The sequence below is a fragment of the Streptomyces sp. NPDC045956 genome, assembly GCF_056430705.1.
Map to the genome: position 1 here is coordinate 262984 of NZ_JBWKKZ010000012.1, position 17578 is coordinate 280561.

Sequence of the window (17578 nt, forward strand, 5' to 3'; positions counted from 1 at the left end):
GGGGCATCACCCAGTGGAACGGGGCGGTCCAAGTCGCTCACGTCCCACACACGCACAGTCCGGTCGTCGCTGCCGACGGCCAGGGATTCCCCGTCGAGACTCAGAGCGACGGAGGTGATCGCGTCGGTGTGAGCGGTCAAGGGATCACCGCGGAGGGCGGGGCCCTCCGGGTCGCTGACGTCCCACAGCCGGACGACCCCGTCGTCGCTCCCTGCAGCCAGGGTCCGTCCGTCGGCACTGAACGCCAATGAGGAGATGCCGATGTCTTCCATCGTCAGGCCCAGGTCGGCCGTGCCCAGTTTGTCCGGCCGTTCCTGATTGTTCACTTGCCAGAGGGCGATCTTCCCGTTGGTGGTGCCGGTGGCGAGGATGCGACCGGTGGGACTCATCGCTACTGCATCCACCGGCGTCGTCGCGGCCTCCAGTGGTCTACCCCGCGCTTCGGCGTGTGAGGGATCCGCCACGTTCCACAGACGTACGTCCCACCCCACGGCACTGCCTGTGACGAGCGTGGATCCGTCACGGCTCGGGGCCACGGAGGTGACGGCCGCGGAATGCCCGGTCAACGCCTCGCCCAGCCGGGTAGGTTGCCGCGGATCCGCCACGTTCCAGAGCCGGACGGTCCTGTCCTGGCTCCCCGTGGCCAGTGTCCGGCCGTCATGGGTGAAGGCCAGGGACGACACTGTGCCGGTGTGCCCCAGAAGAGATGTGGCAGGAACTCTCCAGATCCGCACCACCTTGTCGGTACTCGCAGTGGCGAGTGACGTGCCGTCGGCGCTGAAGGACACCGAGCTGACAGGAGCTGCATGGCCCGCGAGGGACTCGTGCAGGACCCTGGGGGTTTTCGGATCGGAGACGTTCCAGATCCGCACCACGCCATCGGTCCCGCCGACGGCCAGTGTCCCTCCACCGGGGCCGAAGTCCACGGTCGACGCCTGGGCGCGCGGACGGGGGACCGGGCGCCCCAGGACCACGGGGTCTTGGTGTCCCGTCACGGGCACGACCTTGACGGTGCCGTCGTAGCTCCCGACAGCCAGCATCCCGCTGTCCGGACTGAACGCGAGGCTACGGCCGTTGCGTAGCGCGTGGAGGCCGGCAGGCGCCGCAGGAAGAGACAGCGGGCTGTTGGTCGTGGCAACGGGACGAGCGGGTTCCGTCACATTCCACATCAGCACGTCGTCGTTCACCGACGCGGCCAGTAGACGGCCGTCGGGGCTGAAGGCGACTTCTCTCGGTGCTGCTCCGTCCTCGAAACCTGAGAGCAGGGCTCCGTTGTCCGTGGCAAGGCCGGAGAACGGGCCGTGACCGGTGCGGATGAATTCACCGAGGATCACTGGCCGCGCGGGGTCCTCGATGTTCGCAAGCCGGATCCCACCGCTGTCGAACCCGACAGCCATGGTGCGCCCGTCCGGACTCAGCGTCACGGTGGACGGACCTCGCGCCTCGTCGTCCGACAGCTCCAGGGTGCGGGCGGAGGGGGAGTGGCCCCGGCCGGCCTGCCACTGGTACATCTCGATGGAGCTCGTGCCGGGCCCGACCGAGATCAGGGTCTTCCCGTCCCGGCTGAACTCCATGGACCGCACGGGTCCCGACTGTTCGGCGATTGGCTTCGCCAACACTTCGGGGTGCTGAGGACTGTTCTTGTCCAACATCAGCACCGCCTCGCCCCCGGCGGCGAGAGCTGTGTCGTCGACCGGGCTGAAGGCCACGAGGTCCGATCTGACCCCGTCGACGACTGTGGAGAGCGGGCTGTTGACGTCCGTCATCAGACGTGAACGGGTATGTGCGGTCGGCCGCATGAGATGAGCGGTCACGTTCAGCTGCGCGGCCGCCGTACTGTCCGATTCCTTGAGTCGTCCGTACTCCGCGACCAACTGCCCGTGGACGGCGCTGTCCCGCTGCCGTTCAGCGGTCTGCTCCGCCTTGGTGGCCCTGTGCCGCTGCGCGTTCGCCGCGATCGCCGTTATCGACGTGACCACCGTGAGCGACGCCAGAGCGGCGATCCCCGTGATGACCCATCGACGAGTGCGCGATACGGCGCGCAGCGAGGCGTTGAGGAACTCTCGCTCCCGCGGGCTGACATCGGCCCGGTTGGCCGGGTCCCGGGCCCATTCGTCGGCGGCTCGCAGATCGGTTCCGCGCAGGAGTTTGGCAGGATCTCTCAGTCGCCTCTTCCACGCGGCAGCCGACTCCGCGAGCTGCTGGTGGATCAGGCGACCTCTGCGATCCGAATCGATCCAGTCACGCAACTGTGGCCATGCGTGGATCAGAGTCTCGTGCGTCACTTCGACCGTGTCCCGGTCCTGCGTGATCAGCCTGGCTCCGCTGAACGCCTCGAGGGCCGCACTTGCCGCACCGGAGTCAGCCCCGCTCCCCACCGCCTCCTCACGGGACAGACGTCGTCGGACGTCGTCGGTGCCCTCCCCGATCCTCACCAGTCGAAGGAAGACGAGACGGCCGGCCGTCTGCTCGGCGGGGCTCAAGCTCCGAAAGACGCGGTCGGCTGTCTTGGCGATCGCTCCACTGATCCCACCGGTCGTCCTGTATCCGTGAACAGTGAGGGTTGATCCATTGCGTTGCTGCCAGGTCGCGCGCAGGGCATGGGCGAGAAGAGGCAGCCGTCCTGCCTCGTAACCGGCGGAGCGGGCATCGTCGGTGGAGACTCCGAGATCACGCAGAAGTATGTCGACGAGCCCGGGATCGATCGTGAGACGCGCGCGACGCGCCGGGAATCGGATCGCCTCCCGCAGTTCGGTCTCGGACATGGGACCGACTGTGAAGAGTCGATCCTCGACAGCGGCGCGTAAGTGCGCGTAGGTGAGGCACTGGCCGAGGAAGTCCGCACGTAGCCCGATCACCAGGAGGGCGGCCGGACCGCCGTCGGGGCGGTTCTCCGCGATGCGGGCCAGGAGGTCGATGAACGTGGTCCGCCGTTCCTCGCTGGTGCAGAGAGTGAAGAGCTCCTCGAACTGGTCCACGATCACGACAGCCCGCGGGCCGCCGCCTTGTGTGCCGGTGGCCGAGCCGGTGAGACCGTCGAGAGTGCGCTGCAGCAAGCGGAGGCATCGCGTAGGGTCAGCGGCCATCTTCCGCGTCATGCCCTTGATCTCCGGGTGTGCTTGGCCCTGGAGGGGCGTGGGCCGCACGTCGGGAGCCAGGGACCGGATCGCCGAAACCAGTGCGCCGACCGGGTCGGCCGTAGGAGTGAGCACTGTCTGTGCCCACGTTCCGGATGCGGGAAGAGCCGCCTCGCGCAGGCGGGCCGCCAGGCCGGCCTGGAGCAGGGAGGACTTTCCGGCCCCCGAAGGCCCCACCACCATCTGAATGCCGCCGCTGGCCAGCCGTTGGTCCAGTCGGTCGACCAGCTCGGCGAGCTGGCGATCGCGCCCGAAGAACCACTCGCTCTGTTCTCGGGTGAAGGCGGCGAGTCCCGGGTACGGGCACGCCTGATCCGAGGGGCCGGGTCGGGAGCGCAGTGTCTCGTGGACGCCGTCCTCGTAGCGGATGTGGATGTCCCTTTGGGCCAGGTTGATGTCACCCTGGCCGTAGTGAACGGCCGGGTGACGGTTCGTGTCGGGAAAGGCCTGCGTCGGCTCCCCGTCTCCACCGCCCGTGGTGCTGCCTTCGCTCGGCACAGGCCCGTCCCCCGCCCGCCTCAGCCGGTGCTCGGCCCTGGGACATGCGGGCGGTCGCCCGGGTCATGGCGCGGGGGGAGAGGAGCCACCTTGGAGATGGTCATGTCCCGACCCGCCTGATTGATGTCGCCGGAGCCCAAGTGGACTGCCCCGCTGAAGTCCGCCACGTGTTGGGACGAGGTGCCCGCCGAGGCGAGGAGCCGACGGAGCTCCTCTGCGGCATCGGCGTCCTGATGGAGCAGGCGACGCAGTCGCCCCTGCCACTCGGCCGCCAGTTCCGCCTCGGTCTCGCTGTCCCGGTTCGCGCGAGCGGCCACCAGGTCGGCCCGGGTCATGTCCAGCTCGGACTCCACGTGAGCGACCTGTTCGGGCCGCGTGCGCCGCCACAGCGAGGCAACGGCCTGCTTGGTCCGAGTCCAACCGTCCCGGGTCATCTCGCCCACGAGCATCGTGGTGGCCGAAGCGGCGAGTGCCGTCAGCTCTGGTTCCATGTGATCCCCCGCCGCGCCGACCGGTGTCTCCTGCGATCCCGTATCCAAGCACGGACAGGCGGTACATCGCAGGCAAAGCGGGAGTTCCTCGGCCGTGCGGCTTCGGCCAACGGGGGCGGCGGGGGATCTTGCTGCGCCCGAGGACCGGAACGGCGCGTGCGGCGTGCGCGGCGTGGTACCCGTGGGAAGAGCGTTGGGTCTCGAGAACGGCTCGGTCGGAAAGGCGGCCGAGCTTACCCAAGCGAGTCGATGGCTATGCGTAGGGCGGTCGGATTTTCTTCCCCTGACGGGCTGAATTTTCGTTGATCGTGGGTCGACCGGACCGTCGGGCGCCCTACTCTTCAGAGGGTGAAAGCGTTGATGTCCCCAGAGTCCGAGGCCGACACTCCCGGTGGAACCGCCGACGCCACGTTGCCCGGCACCCTGCCGGACGCGCTGCGCGCGGAGCTCGTGGCCTTCCGCCGCGACCTGCACATGCACCCCGAGCTGGGCAACCAGGAGTTCCGCACCACCGCCGCGATCAAGGAACGGCTGGAGCGGGCCGGCCTGAAGCCGCGGGTGCTCCCCGTCGGGACCGGGCTCATCTGCGACATCGGCACGAACACGGACACGGGCCGGTGGACCGGCGGACCCCGCATGCTCGCCCTGCGGGCCGACATCGACGCCCTGCCCATCCCCGACACCAAGAGCGAGTGCGCCTACCGCTCCCAGGTGCCGGACCGCGCCCACGCCTGCGGGCACGACGTGCACACCACCGTCGTCCTCGGCACCGGCCTCGTCCTCGCCGCCCTGCACGAGCAGGGCCTGCTGCCCCGGCCCGTGCGGCTGGTCTTCCAGCCGGCCGAGGAGGTCCTGCCCGGCGGCGCCGCCGATGCCATCGAGGGCGGCGCGCTCGACGGCGTGCGCCGCATCCTGGCCGTGCACTGCGACCCCCGGGTGGACGCGGGCAGGATCGGGCTGCGGGTCGGCCCGATCACCTCCGCCTGCGACCGGCTGGAGATCTCCCTCGACGGCCCCGGCGGACACACCGCCCGCCCGCACCTCACCACCGACCTGGTCACCGCCGCCGCCCGCGTCGTCACCGACGTGCCCCCGCTCGTCGCCCGGCGCGTCGACAGCCGCAGCGGCCTCGCGCTGACCTGGGGGCGGATCGAGTCCGGCCACGCCCCGAACGTCATCCCGCAGCACGCCGAACTCGCGGGGACCGTGCGCTGCCTCGACCTCGACGCCTGGCGGCAGGCGCCCGACCTCGTGGTCGGCGCCATCGACGAGATCGCCAACCTGTACCGGGCGAAGTCCGAGATCACCTACGTCCGCGGCGTCCCCCCGGTCGTCAACGAGGTCACCAGCACCGAACTGCTCCAGGCCGCCATGGTCGCCCGGCGCGGCACGGACTCCGTCGAGTCCACCGAGCAGAGCCTCGGCGGCGAGGACTTCTCCTGGTACCTGGAGCACGTGCCCGGCGCGATGGCCCGGCTCGGCGTCCGCCCGCCCGGCGAGCGCGTCATCCGCGACCTGCACCAGGGCGACTTCGACGTCGACGAGCACGCGATCACGGTCGGGGTGGAGATGTTCACCGCGGCCGCGCTGATCGACGCCGTGTAGCGCGGCCGCCCCCGCCCCGCCCACCGCGGTTGCGGCCGCGGCGGGCCGGGGGCAGCCTGATCCACAAGCGCGCGAGGTCGTGCGGCGCGCCCCGGGTGCCCCCTTCGCTCCCCTTCGCGCCGGTGGTTCACCGGGCCGTAACCGGCCAGCGGCACGAATGGGTAACGGCCCCGGGGAACCCCGTTCCCAGGAGTTTCTACGCGCGTTAATCTGCGCCGAACCGAGCGCCCGCTGCGGGGCTTTGGAGAATGGGGAGCTTCAGATGCGTCGGATATCCAGACTGACCCGCGTCGCGGTGGGGGTCGCGTCGCTCGCACTCGCCGCCACGGCCTGCGGCGGCACCAGCAGCGAGAGCGACAGCGGTGACGGCGGCAAGGACGACAAGGGCCTCGCCATCGCGTACGACATCGGCGGCAAGGGCGACCAGTCCTTCAACGACGCCGCGTACGCCGGGCTGGAGCGGGCGAAGAAGGAGTTCGGCTACCAGACCGCCGACATCGAGCCCACCGAGGGCGAGACCGACGCGGACAAGGAGCAGCGCCTCGCCTCGCTCGCGAAGCAGGGCTACGACCCGGTCATCGGCGTCGGCTTCGCCTACGGCCCGGCGATGAAGGCCGTCGCCGCGAAGTACCCCGACACCACCTTCGGCATCGTCGACTCCGTGGTCGAGGGCGAGAACGTCGCCTCCCTCGTCTTCGCCGAGAACGAGGCCTCCTACCTCGCCGGCGTCGCGGCGGCCAAGGCCACCAAGACCAAGACGGTCGGCTTCGTGGGCGGCGTGGACATCCCGCTGATCCACAAGTTCGAGGCCGGTTACAAGCAGGGCGTCCAGGACACCGACCCGAAGGTCAAGGTCGTCTCTCAGTACCTGACGCAGACCGCGGAGGAGGGCGGCTTCTCCAGCCCCGACAAGGGCCGGGCCGCCGCCGAGGGGCAGATCGAGAAGAAGGCCGACGTCGTCTACCAGGCGGCCGGCCTGTCCGGCCAGGGTGTGATCGAGGCGGCCGCGAAGGCGAAGGTCTGGGCGATCGGCGTCGACTCCGACCAGTACGAGCAGGAAGCGCTCGCGGCCTACAAGGACTCCATCCTGACCTCCGCCCTCAAGGACATCAACGGCGCGGTCTACGCCCTGGCCAAGTCCGTCGAGGACGGCAAGCCGCTGAACGGCACCCGGACCTTCGACCTGAAGTCCGACGGCGTGGGCCTGTCCGACGCCAACCCGAAGTACGCCGAGGTCCCGGGCCTGACGGAGGCCGTGGCCAAGGCGAAGGAAGGCATCATCGCCGGCTCCATCAAGGTCAAGACGGAGTAGTCCCCACCGGATCGGCACGGCACGACACCGGACGACGGAGCGGGCGGGCGCGCGAAAGCCCCGCCCGCTCCGCCATGCCCGGCCCCTGCCCCGCCGTACCCGGCCCCCGCCCCCCTGACGGCGCCTGCCCGCTCCGGACGGTGCCCGCCCGCCCCAGATGCCCGGCGCGCCCGCCCTGCCCGCTCCGGATGCCTGGCGTCCGCCTGTTCCGGACGCCTGCCCCTCGCCCGCGCTCCGGACGCCTGCCCCCCGCCCGCTCCCGACGCCCGCCCCCACCGCCCCGCCCTGCCCGCCCCCGGCGCCGGATGTCACCCTCCGCCACCCCTCGTTCGCGTCCGGCAAGCCCCGGACGCCCGCACGGCCCGCCTTGCTCACGGGCGGATAACAAGGTGGACAGAAGGGGTTTTCAGGCAGGTCTACGCGCGTTAATCTGCGGCGAAGCCAGCGCCGTACCCGAACCGTCCCCGGCGCTTGTACGACAGGAGCACCAGACATGCGCCGGATTTCCCGGATCACGGTCGCAGGCGCAGCGACCGCCTCCCTGGCCCTCGCCCTCTCCGCCTGCGGTGGCACCTCCACCGACTCCGGCTCTTCGGAGTCCAAGGGCGACAAGGGCCTCGCCATCGCGTACGACGTCGGCGGCAAGGGCGACCAGTCCTTCAACGACGCCGCTTACGCGGGTCTGGAGCAGGCCAAGAAGGAGTTCGGCTACGAGACCGCCGACGTCGAGCCCACCGACGGCGAGACCGACGCCGACAAGGAGCAGCGCCTGGTCTCGCTGGCGAAGCAGGGCTACAACCCGGTCGTCGGCGTCGGCTACGCGTACGCCGCCGCGCTGAAGAGCGCCGCCGAGAAGTACCCCGACACCACCTTCGGCATCGTCGACGACGCCACCATCGAGGCGAAGAACGTCGCGGACCTGGTCTTCAACGAGGAGCAGGCCTCCTACCTCGCCGGTGTCGCCGCCGCCAAGACCACCAAGAGCAAGACGGTCGGCTTCGTGGGCGGCGTGGACATCCCGCTGATCCACAAGTTCCAGGCCGGCTTCGAGCAGGGCGTCAAGGACACCGACCCGAAGGTCAAGGTCGTCTCGCAGTACCTGACGCAGACCGCCGAGGAGGGCGGCTTCTCCAGCCCCGACAAGGGCAAGACCGCTGCCGAGGGCCAGATCGAGAAGAAGGCCGACGTCGTCTACGCGGCGGCCGGTCTCTCCGGTCAGGGTGTCATCGAGGCCGCCGCCGCCAACAAGGTGTGGGCGATCGGCGTCGACTCCGACCAGTACCAGCAGGAAGCCCTCGCGAAGTACAAGGAGTCCATCCTGACGTCCGCGACCAAGGACGTCGCCAAGGCGGTCTACAACCTCTCCAAGTCGGTCGAGGACGGTAAGCCGGAGACCGGTATCGTTCGGGGCGATCTGAAGTCCGGTGAGGTCGGCCTGGCGGACTCCAACCCGAAGTTCGCGGACGACGCCGAGCTCCAGGCAGCCCTCAAGACGGCCAAGGAGAAGATCGTCAGCGGCGAGATCAAGGTCAAGAGCAGCTGAGCCGAGCAACACCTCGAACAGCGTGTAACCGCGGTGGTCGCACCGCTCGACGGGGTACGAGGAGGACGCCTCCGGGCCTCCTCCTCGTACCCCGTCGTGGCGATGTGCCGCCGCCGCTTTTGGATCCGTAGGGGCGCTACGCGCGTAGACGGCCCCCGTCCCCAGGAGAGTGCGCCATCAACGCGTCCAGCAGCCCTCCGGCCGGAGCGGCGGTCAACGAATCGGTGACCGCCGTCGAGCTCGCCGGGATCACCAAGCGATTCCCCGGTGTCGTGGCCAACCACGACATCCACCTGACCGTCCGCAAGGGCACCGTCCACGCCCTCGTCGGGGAGAACGGCGCCGGCAAGTCGACCCTGATGAAGATCCTCTACGGCATGCAGAAGCCGGACGAGGGCACCATCGCGATCGACGGCGAGCAGGTCGCCTTCTCCTCGCCGGCCGACGCCATCGCCCGCGGCATCGGCATGGTCCACCAGCACTTCATGCTCGCCGACAACCTCACGGTCCTGGAGAACGTGGTCCTCGGCAGCGAGAAGCTGTACGGCATCGGCGCCAAGGCCCGCCGCACGATCAAGGAGATCTCCGAGCGCTACGGCCTCGGCGTGGAGCCCGACCGCCTGGTCGAGGAACTGGGCGTCGCCGCCCGCCAGCGCGTGGAGATCCTCAAGGTCCTCTACCGCGGCGCCCGCACGCTGATCCTGGACGAGCCGACCGCCGTGCTCGTGCCCCAGGAGGTGGACGCCCTCTTCGACAACCTGCGCGAGCTGAAGGCGGAGGGCCTCTCCGTCATCTTCATCTCCCACAAGCTGGGCGAGGTCCTCTCGGTCGCCGACGACATCACCGTCATCCGGCGCGGCACCACGGTCGGCACGGCCGTGCCCGACGAGACCACCCCGCGCCAGCTCGCCGAGCTGATGGTCGGCAGCGAGCTGCCCACGCCGGAGACGGCCGAGTCCACGGTCACCGACCGCGCGGTCCTCACCGTCGACACGCTGCGCCTCGCGGCCCCCGGCGGCAAGGCCCTGCTGGACGACATCTCCTTCACCATCCACGCCGGCGAGGTGCTGGGCATCGCCGGCGTCGAGGGCAACGGCCAGACCGAGCTGGTCGACGCCCTCATCGGCCTGCGGCACGCCGACTCCGGCACCATCCGCTTCCTCGACGAGGACATCACGGCGCTGCCCACCCGCAAGCGCCGCGAGCAGGGCGTCGGCTACATCCCCGAGGACCGCCACCGCCACGGCCTGCTCCTGGAGTCCCCGCTCTGGGAGAACCGCATCCTCGGCCACGTCACCGAGAAGCCCAACAGCAAGGGCGTCTGGCTGGACCCCAAGGGCTCCCAGGAGGACACCCGCCGCATCGTCGAGACGTACGACGTCCGCACCCCGGGCATCGACGTCACGGCCGCCTCGCTCTCCGGCGGCAACCAGCAGAAGCTGATCGTCGGCCGCGAGATGAGCCACAAGCCGCGCTTCCTCATCGCCGCCCACCCCACCCGCGGTGTGGACGTCGGCGCGCAGGCCGCCATCTGGGACCACATCCGGGAGGCGCGCCGCGAGGGCCTCGCCGTCCTGCTGATCTCCGCCGACCTGGACGAGCTGATCGGCCTCTCCGACACCCTCCGGGTGATCTACGACGGCCGGCTGGTCGCGGACGCCGACCCGGCCACCATCACCCCCGAGGAGCTGGGCTCGGCCATGACGGGCGCCGCGACCGGCCACCTGGAACACGAAGAGACCCCCGAGATCCGCAAGTCTCCCGAGGCTCCGGAAGACGAGGCCCGCTGATGAAGAAGTTCGACAAGGAGCGCGTGCTCCTCGCGGTGGCCGGACCGGTCATCGCGCTCGCCGTGGCCTTCGTCCTGAGCGCGATCGTGCTGATCGCCTCGGGCAAGAACCCGGTCGAGCCGTTCGCCCTGATGTTCGAGCAGGCCGGTTTCTCCGACATCCAGGTCCTGATCATCAACCAGGCGTCGATGTACTACATCGCGGCCCTGGCGGTGGCCATCGGCTTCCGGATGAACCTGTTCAACATCGGCGTCGACGGCCAGTACCAGCTCGCCGCCATGATGGCCGCGATCGTCGGCGCCCACGCGAACCTGCCGGCCGCCCTCCAGGTCCCGCTGCTCCTGCTGACCGCCGTCCTCACCGGCGCCTTCTGGTCCGGCATCGCCGGTGTCCTCAAGGTGACCCGCGGTGTCAGCGAGGTCGTCGCGACGATCATGCTCAACGCCATCGCGACCTCCGTCATCGGCTACCTCTGGCTGCCGGACGTCTTCGGCGTCAAGATCGGCAACAACAACACCACCGGCGAGATGCACGAGTCCGGCTGGATCCCCGGCATCGACATGGGCGCGGCCGGCGAGGTCTACGGCCTGGTGATCCTGGCCGTGCTGCTCGGCATCGGCTACTGGGTCGTCCTCAACCGCACCCGCTTCGGCTTCGACCTGCGCGCCTCCGGCGCCTCCGAGTCCGCCGCCGCGGCCAGCGGCGTCGACCCCAAGCGCATGGTGCTCACCGCGATGCTCATCTCCGGTGGCCTCGCCGGTCTCGCGGGCCTGCCGATCCTGCTCGGCGGCACCCACACCTACAGCCTCAACTTCCCCACCGGCATCGGCTTCCTCGGCATCGGCATCGCCCTGCTCGGCCGCAACAGCCCCGTCGGCATCGCCTTCGCCGCCCTCCTGTGGGCCTGGCTCGACAAGGCCAGCCCCGAGCTGGACTTCCACGGCTACGACAAGGAGATCGCGGTCATCATGCAGGGCCTGATCGTCCTCTCGGTCGTCGTCTCCTACGAGGCCGTCCGCGAGTGGGGCCTGCGCCGCCAGCAGCGCCGCGTCGGCGCGGAGCTGGCCGCCGGTCACGTCCTCGGCGCCACCGACAACAAGAAGGAGGTGGCCGGCCGATGACCACCGCGACCGACCTCAACCAGCCCACGCTGCAGCCCGCGGCGCCGACCGGCCGCCGCCTGTCCCTGCCCGTCCTGATGCTGGTCATCGCCGGAGCCCTGGCCCTGACCTCCCTGGTGCGCCTGATCACCGGCGCCGACGGCATCACCAACGTCAGCCAGATGTCCACCGCGCTCCAGCTCGCCGTGCCGATCGGCCTCGCCGGCCTGGGCGGTCTGTGGGCCGAGCGCGCGGGCGTCGTCAACATCGGCCTCGAGGGCATGATGATCCTCGGCACCTGGTTCGGTGCCTGGGCCGGCTTCCAGTGGGGCCCGTGGACGGGCGTCCTGGTGGGCATCGTCGGCGGCGCGATCGGCGGCCTGCTGCACGCCATCGTGACGATCACCTTCAACGTCAACCACATCGTCTCCGGCGTGGCCATCAACATCCTGGCCCTCGGCGCGACCCGCTACCTGGCCCCGCTCGCCTTCGAGGGCCACCAGGGCGGCTCGGCCAAGCAGTCCCCGCCGGTGGACTCCCTCGGGCACTTCACGGTGCCGGGCCTGTCCGACGGGCTGGTCGACCTCAACGACAAGGGCTGGTTCCTGATCTCGGACCTCGCCGGTCTGCTCGGCGGCCTGGTCACCAACGTCTCCTGGCTCACCCTGATCGCCGTCGCGCTGATCCCCGCCACCTGGTACATCCTGTGGCGCACGCCGTTCGGTCTCAGGCTGCGCTCCTGCGGCGAGAACCCGGTCGCCGCCGAGTCGCTCGGCGTCAACGTCTACAAGTACAAGTACCTGGCCGTGATCATCTCCGGTGGCCTGGCCGGTCTCGGCGGCGTCTTCCTCTCCATCGTGGCCAACCCCTTCTACCTGGAGGGCCAGACCAGCGGCCGCGGCTACATCGGCCTCGCGGCGATGATCTTCGGCAACTGGATGCCCGGCGGCCTCGCCATCGGCGCCGGCCTCTTCGGCTACACCGACAGCCTCAACCTGCGCGGCGGCTCCGCCAACGTGCACGCCCTGCTGCTGCTCGGCGCGCTGCTGCTCATCGCCGGCGCGATCTGGCTGGTGATCCGCAAGAAGTACGTCAAGGCCGCGATCACGCTGGTCGTGGGCGCGCTGGTCTTCGCCTGGTACGCGAGCACCGACGACGTCCCCAACCAGGTCGTCTCCGCCACGCCGTACGTCGTCACCCTCGTCGTCCTCGCGCTCTCCGCGCAGCGGCTGCGGATGCCCCGGGCGAACGGCATGCCGTACCGGAAGGGGCAGGGCAAGTGACCGACGTCGACTGGGGCGCGCTGCGCACGGCGGCCCGGGAGGCGATGGCCCGGGCCTACGCCCCCTACTCCGGGTACGCCGTCGGCGCCGCCGCCCTGGTCGACGACGGCCGCACGGTCTCCGGCTGCAACGTGGAGAACGCCAGCTACGGCATCGGCCTGTGCGCCGAGTGCGGGCTGGTCTCCCAGCTCCAGCTGACCGGCGGCGGCCGGCTGACGCACTTCGCCTGCGTCGACGGCCACGGCGAGATCCTCGTACCGTGCGGCCGCTGCCGACAGCTGCTGTACGAGTTCGGGGGGCCGGACATGCTGCTGGAGACCCCGGCGGGTGTGCTCCCCCTCTCGGAGATGCTCCCGCAGGCCTTCGGCCCCGACCACCTCGCCAAGTAACCCCCGCAATCCCGCAATCCCGTAAGGAACGCCAGCCATGGCCATGGACGTCATCTCCGTCATCCGCACCAAGCGGGACCGCGGCGAACTCAGCCACGAGCAGATCGACTGGGTCATCGACGCGTACACGCGCGGCGAGGTGGCCGACGAGCAGATGTCCTCGCTCGCGATGGCCATCCTGCTCAACGGCATGAACCGCGGCGAGATCGCCCGCTGGACCGCCGCGATGATCGCCTCCGGCGAGCGCATGGACTTCTCGTCCCTGTCCCGCCCGACCGCCGACAAGCACTCCACCGGCGGTGTCGGCGACAAGATCACCCTGCCGCTCGCCCCGCTGGTCGCCGCCTGCGGCGCGGCCGTCCCGCAGCTCTCCGGCCGGGGCCTCGGCCACACCGGCGGCACCCTGGACAAGCTGGAGTCGATCCCGGGCTGGCGCGCCCTGCTCTCCAACGAGGAGATGCTGGACGTCCTGGACACCACCGGCGCGGTGATCTGCGCGGCGGGCGACGGCCTCGCGCCCGCCGACAAGAAGCTGTACGCCCTCAGGGACGTCACCGGCACGGTCGAGGCGATCCCGCTGATCGCCTCCTCCATCATGTCCAAGAAGATCGCCGAGGGCACCGGCTCGCTGGTCCTGGACGTGAAGGTGGGCAGCGGCGCCTTCATGAAGACCATCGAGGACGCCCGCGAGCTGGCCTCCACGATGGTCGGCCTCGGCACCGACCACGGCGTGAAGACCGTCGCCCTGCTGACCGACATGGCCACCCCCCTCGGTCTCACCGCGGGCAACGCCCTGGAGGTCCGCGAGTCCGTCGAGGTCCTGGCGGGCGGCGGCCCCTCCGACGTGGTCGAGCTGACCCTCGCCCTGGCCCGGGAGATGCTCGACGCCGCCGGCCTGAAGGACGCCGACCCGGCGAAGGCCCTCGCCGACGGTTCCGCGATGGACGTCTGGCGCCGCATGATCAGCGCCCAGGGCGGCGACCCCGACGCGGCCCTGCCGACCGCGAAGGAGCAGCACGTCGTGAAGGCGGGCGCCTCCGGCGTCCTGACCCGCCTCGACGCCTACGACATCGGCGTCGCCGCCTGGCGCCTGGGCGCGGGCCGTGCCCGCAAGGAGGACCCGGTGCAGGCCGGTGCGGGCGTCGAGATCCACGCCAAGCCCGGCGACACGGTCACCGAGGGCCAGCCCCTGCTGACCCTGCACACCGACACCCCGGACCGCTTCGCGTACGCCCTCGCCGCGGTCGAGGGCTCCTACGACGTGGCCCCCGCGGGCACGGCCTTCACCGCCTCGCCGGTGGTGCGGGAACGTATCGCCTGACCTGCGCCTTCCTCATCCGGGTGAACGGGACCGGTGGACCTCCACCGGTCCCGTTCGGCATGCTGGGATCGGTGACGCACAGACAGGAGAACCGCCATGAGCGCACTCACGGTGAGCCAGGAGCCCGACCAGAGCTGGGACGACCTCGTCCGGTTCTGGGAGGAGATGGAATGGCCCGAGGGCAGCAAGGTGGAGATCATCGAGGGGATCATCACCGTGTCACCTGCTCCGGGACTGCCTCACAACGTCACCGCCTCGCGCATCCACCGCCGTTTGGTATCCGCGATCCCCGAGGAATGGGAGGTTTTCCAGACCCTGGCGATCGCCGTACCGTCCCGTCTGGGGATGCTGATCCCGGACATCGTGGTGGCGCAACTGCCCGACCACACCGAGTCCGACACCCACATCCCCGCCGCCCTCGCCCAGCTCGTCGTCGAGGTCACCTCCAAGTCCAACGCCCGCCACGACCGCGTGAGCAAGCCCGCCGCCTACGCCACCGCCGGCATCCCGCTCTACCTCCTCGTCGACCGCTGGGCCCCCGGCGGACCCACCGCGACGCTCTACGGCGAACCGAAGGGTGACGTCTACCGGGTGCTGGGCGCCGCCAAGTTCGGCGACCCCCTCCGGCTCCCCGCCCCCTTCGACCTGACCCTCGACACCGGCGAGTTCCCCGAGTCCTGACTCACCCCAGCACCGCCGCCACCCCCACCAGCACCGGCACCGAGACCACCGTCGACACCAGCACCGCGTCCCGGGCCAGCCGCTCGCCCACCCGGTAGGCGGACGCGTACGTGTAGAGGTTCTGCGCGGCCGGCAGCGCCGACGTCACCACCACGTCCAGCAGATGCGCGCCCCGCAGCCCGAACACCCCGGACGCCAGCGCCCAGGCCACCGCGGGCTGACCGACCGTCTTGAGCGCCACCGCCAGCAGCACCGGCCGCCGCTCCACGCCCCGCAACGGCATCGTGGACCCGCACAGCCCGATGCCGAAGGCCAGCAGGACCGCCGGGACGGACATGTTGCCGATCAGGGTCAGCGGGTCCATCACCGCCCCCGGCACCCGCAGACCGCTCGCGGCGACCGCGACCCCGGCGAGCGAGCCCAGCGCTATCGGATTGCGCACCGGCGTCAGCAGCCGGCGCCACAGCGGGCCCTCACCGCCTCCTCCCGCCAGGTCCAGGATCGTCACCGCCACCGGCGTCACCAGCACCAGCTGGAACAGCAGCACCGGCGCGACCAGCGAGGCGTCGCCCAGCACGTACACGGCGATCGGGATGCCGAGGTTGCCGGCGTTCACATAGCCGGAGCACAACGCCCCGATCGTGGTCCGGCCCACGCCCCAGCCCCGGGTCACGCCCACCGCGACGAAGACACCGGCCACCGCCACCGTCGACAGCGCCGTGACCAGCAGCCGGCTGGAGAAGACCACCGACAGGTCGGCCGTCGCGAGCGTGGTGAACAGCAGGGCCGGTGAGGCCACGTGGAAGGCGAGCTTGGTGAGTACCTCACGCCCCTGGGGCCCGAGGTGGCCGCGCAGACCGAGCACGTACCCGACGGCGATGACCACCGCGATGACCGCGAAGCCGGTCAGCACCCCCTGCACGGCCACGCCTCCTCGACGAGGGCGGGGACAACCGGGGGCACGGCGGCGGGAGGGGATGCGTGGGGCATACAGCAAACCCTCGGGGGGAGGGCGTGCGCACGTCAATGTGATCTCTGATGTCGGGCACCGATGAGTTCCCGGACCGGCCCGGGTCTACCGCACGTGGACGCCGTGACACCCGCCGTACTCGTGCTGCCGGGGCCCGTCTCCCGAGGGGAGACGCCCCGGCTCTGCGACGAGGTGCGCGCGCGTCTGGAAGCCACCCGGGCCGGGGTGGTCGTCTGCGACGTCGGCGGGCTGGGGCCGCCGGGACTCGCCGTCGTCGACCTGCTGGCCCGCCTGGAACTCACCGCCCGGCGGGCCGGGGGCCGGATCCGGCTGCGCGACCCCGACCCCGCCCTACACGCCCTGCTGGACCTCGTCGGGCTCCGCTTCGAGACGGAGCGGCAGGTCGAAGAGCGGGAACCACCGCTTGGTGTCGAGGAAGCAGTGGAACCCGGTGATGCGCCCGTCTGAGATCTCCAGCACCTGGACCGCCCACGGCGCGTAGCCGCCCGCCTCCGGGTCCGGCTTGTAGTGCGCGAAGCCGGGCAGCCCGTTGGCGTTGACCGGCAGCAGCCGGGAGTTCGCGCACGCGGCGCCGAGGGTCGTCATGAAGCCGGTGATGTCCGCCGGACCGGCCAGCCACAGGTCGAACGGCGGCATCGTCATCACCGCGTCCTCGTGCAGCAGCGCCGTGAGGGCCGTCATGTCATAGCCCTCGAAGGCCGCGACATAGCGGTCCAGGAGCTTCTGCTGCTCCTCGTCCAGCGGGTCGGACACCGCGGCGGCGTCGGCCCGCTCCTCCCGCTCGGCGAGGGTGGCGCGGGCGCGCTGCAAGGCGCTGTTGACGGACGCCACCGAGGTGCCCAGCAGCTCGGCGACCTCGGCGGCCTTCCACGCCAGCACCTCGCGCAGGATCAGCACCGCCCGCTGCTTGGGCGGCAGCTGCTGGAGCGCGGCCATGAAGGCCAGCCGCACCGACTCCTTCGCGACGGCGGCCTCGGCCGGGTCGGCGGTCGAGGGCAGCACGCGGGCGTCCGGCATCGGCTCCAGCCAGGTGTGGTCCGGGCGCGGCGACAGAGCGGCCTGCGCGAGGGGGGTGGAGTCCGTGAGGTCCATCGGACGGGCCCGTTTGTTGCCCGCGGTCAGCATGTCCAGGCAGACGTTGTGCGCGATGCGGTAGAGCCAGGAACGGAGGCTGGAGCGGCCCTCGAACTTGTCGTAGCTCCGCCAGGCGCGGACCAGGGTGTCCTGCACCGCGTCCTCCGCCTCGAAGGAGGAGCCGAGCATCCGGTAGCAGTACCCCGTCAGCTCGGTCCGGTGCTTCTCCAGCGCGGCATCCAGCTCCGTCGTCATGGTGCCGTTGCTCATGGTCCACCCACCCCTGGGCCGTCACGTCGTGCGCGTCTTCGCGCCTCGCACTTCGGAAGCTACCGCAGGGGACTGACAATGGCCTGTGCAGTC

The 17578-nt window shown here is 70.7% G+C and carries 14 protein-coding genes; 10 read left to right on the top strand and 4 right to left on the bottom strand.

Annotated elements, in window-relative coordinates; genetic code table 11:
* Positions 1-3635: NACHT and WD repeat domain-containing protein (locus tag AC07FV_RS28950; protein WP_479090321.1), on the bottom strand; the 3635-nt coding region annotated here is incomplete at its 3' end.
* 20 nt (positions 3636-3655) lie between these two features.
* Positions 3656-4126 carry a hypothetical protein gene (locus tag AC07FV_RS28955; RefSeq protein ID WP_479090323.1) on the bottom strand — a complete coding sequence of 157 codons (471 nt, stop codon included), beginning with the start codon at positions 4124-4126 and terminating at the stop codon, positions 3656-3658.
* A 360-nt stretch (positions 4127-4486) separates the two neighbouring features.
* On the opposite strand from AC07FV_RS28955, the gene AC07FV_RS28960 reads away from it, so the two are divergent.
* The 9 genes from AC07FV_RS28960 to AC07FV_RS29000 all read left to right on the top strand — a co-directional run bounded on the left by AC07FV_RS28960 (position 4487) and on the right by AC07FV_RS29000 (position 15150).
* A complete protein-coding gene (locus AC07FV_RS28960; protein ID WP_479090324.1) occupies positions 4487-5731 on the top strand; it encodes a M20 family metallopeptidase in 1245 nt (414 codons plus the stop codon).
* Between the two features lie 262 nt (positions 5732-5993).
* A complete protein-coding gene (locus AC07FV_RS28965) occupies positions 5994-7043 on the top strand; it encodes a BMP family lipoprotein (RefSeq protein ID WP_479090326.1) in 1050 nt (349 codons plus the stop codon).
* 493 nt (positions 7044-7536) lie between these two features.
* Positions 7537-8586, top strand: coding sequence for a BMP family lipoprotein (locus tag AC07FV_RS28970; RefSeq protein ID WP_384695254.1), 1050 nt, complete (start codon positions 7537-7539; stop codon positions 8584-8586).
* A 224-nt stretch (positions 8587-8810) separates the two neighbouring features.
* Positions 8811-10376, top strand: coding sequence for an ABC transporter ATP-binding protein (locus AC07FV_RS28975; RefSeq protein WP_479090328.1), 1566 nt, complete (start codon positions 8811-8813; stop codon positions 10374-10376).
* Complete coding sequence (locus tag AC07FV_RS28980; RefSeq protein ID WP_479090330.1) at positions 10376-11497, top strand: ABC transporter permease; 1122 nt, start codon at positions 10376-10378, stop codon at positions 11495-11497. Before AC07FV_RS28975 ends, AC07FV_RS28980 begins: the two co-directional genes overlap by 1 nt.
* On the top strand, positions 11494-12759 hold the full coding sequence (locus AC07FV_RS28985; protein WP_479090331.1) for an ABC transporter permease: 1266 nt from the start codon (positions 11494-11496) through the stop codon (positions 12757-12759). Before AC07FV_RS28980 ends, AC07FV_RS28985 begins: the two co-directional genes overlap by 4 nt.
* A complete protein-coding gene (locus tag AC07FV_RS28990) occupies positions 12756-13148 on the top strand; it encodes a cytidine deaminase (protein WP_383641112.1) in 393 nt (130 codons plus the stop codon). Before AC07FV_RS28985 ends, AC07FV_RS28990 begins: the two co-directional genes overlap by 4 nt.
* Positions 13149-13191: 43 nt before the next feature.
* The gene (locus tag AC07FV_RS28995; RefSeq protein WP_479090370.1) at positions 13192-14469 is read left to right on the top strand and encodes a thymidine phosphorylase; all 1278 of its coding nucleotides are present in this window, start codon (positions 13192-13194) and stop codon (positions 14467-14469) included.
* 96 nt (positions 14470-14565) lie between these two features.
* Complete coding sequence (locus AC07FV_RS29000; protein WP_479090333.1) at positions 14566-15150, top strand: Uma2 family endonuclease; 585 nt, start codon at positions 14566-14568, stop codon at positions 15148-15150.
* A gap of 1 nt (position 15151) precedes the next feature.
* On the opposite strand, the gene AC07FV_RS29005 is transcribed toward AC07FV_RS29000, so the two are convergent.
* Complete coding sequence (locus AC07FV_RS29005) at positions 15152-16072, bottom strand: AEC family transporter (protein WP_479090372.1); 921 nt, start codon at positions 16070-16072, stop codon at positions 15152-15154.
* Positions 16073-16201: 129 nt separating this feature from the next.
* Between AC07FV_RS29005 and AC07FV_RS29010 the strand changes: the two genes are divergently transcribed.
* Positions 16202-16588: an STAS domain-containing protein gene (locus AC07FV_RS29010; protein ID WP_479090335.1), complete on the top strand. Its 387-nt coding sequence runs from the start codon at positions 16202-16204 to the stop codon at positions 16586-16588.
* Here AC07FV_RS29010 and AC07FV_RS29015 read toward each other — a convergent pair.
* On the bottom strand, positions 16472-17485 hold the full coding sequence (locus AC07FV_RS29015; RefSeq protein ID WP_479090336.1) for a sigma-70 family RNA polymerase sigma factor: 1014 nt from the start codon (positions 17483-17485) through the stop codon (positions 16472-16474). The two genes, AC07FV_RS29010 and AC07FV_RS29015, sit on opposite strands and share 117 nt — an antisense overlap.
* Positions 17486-17578: the final 93 nt, after the last annotated feature.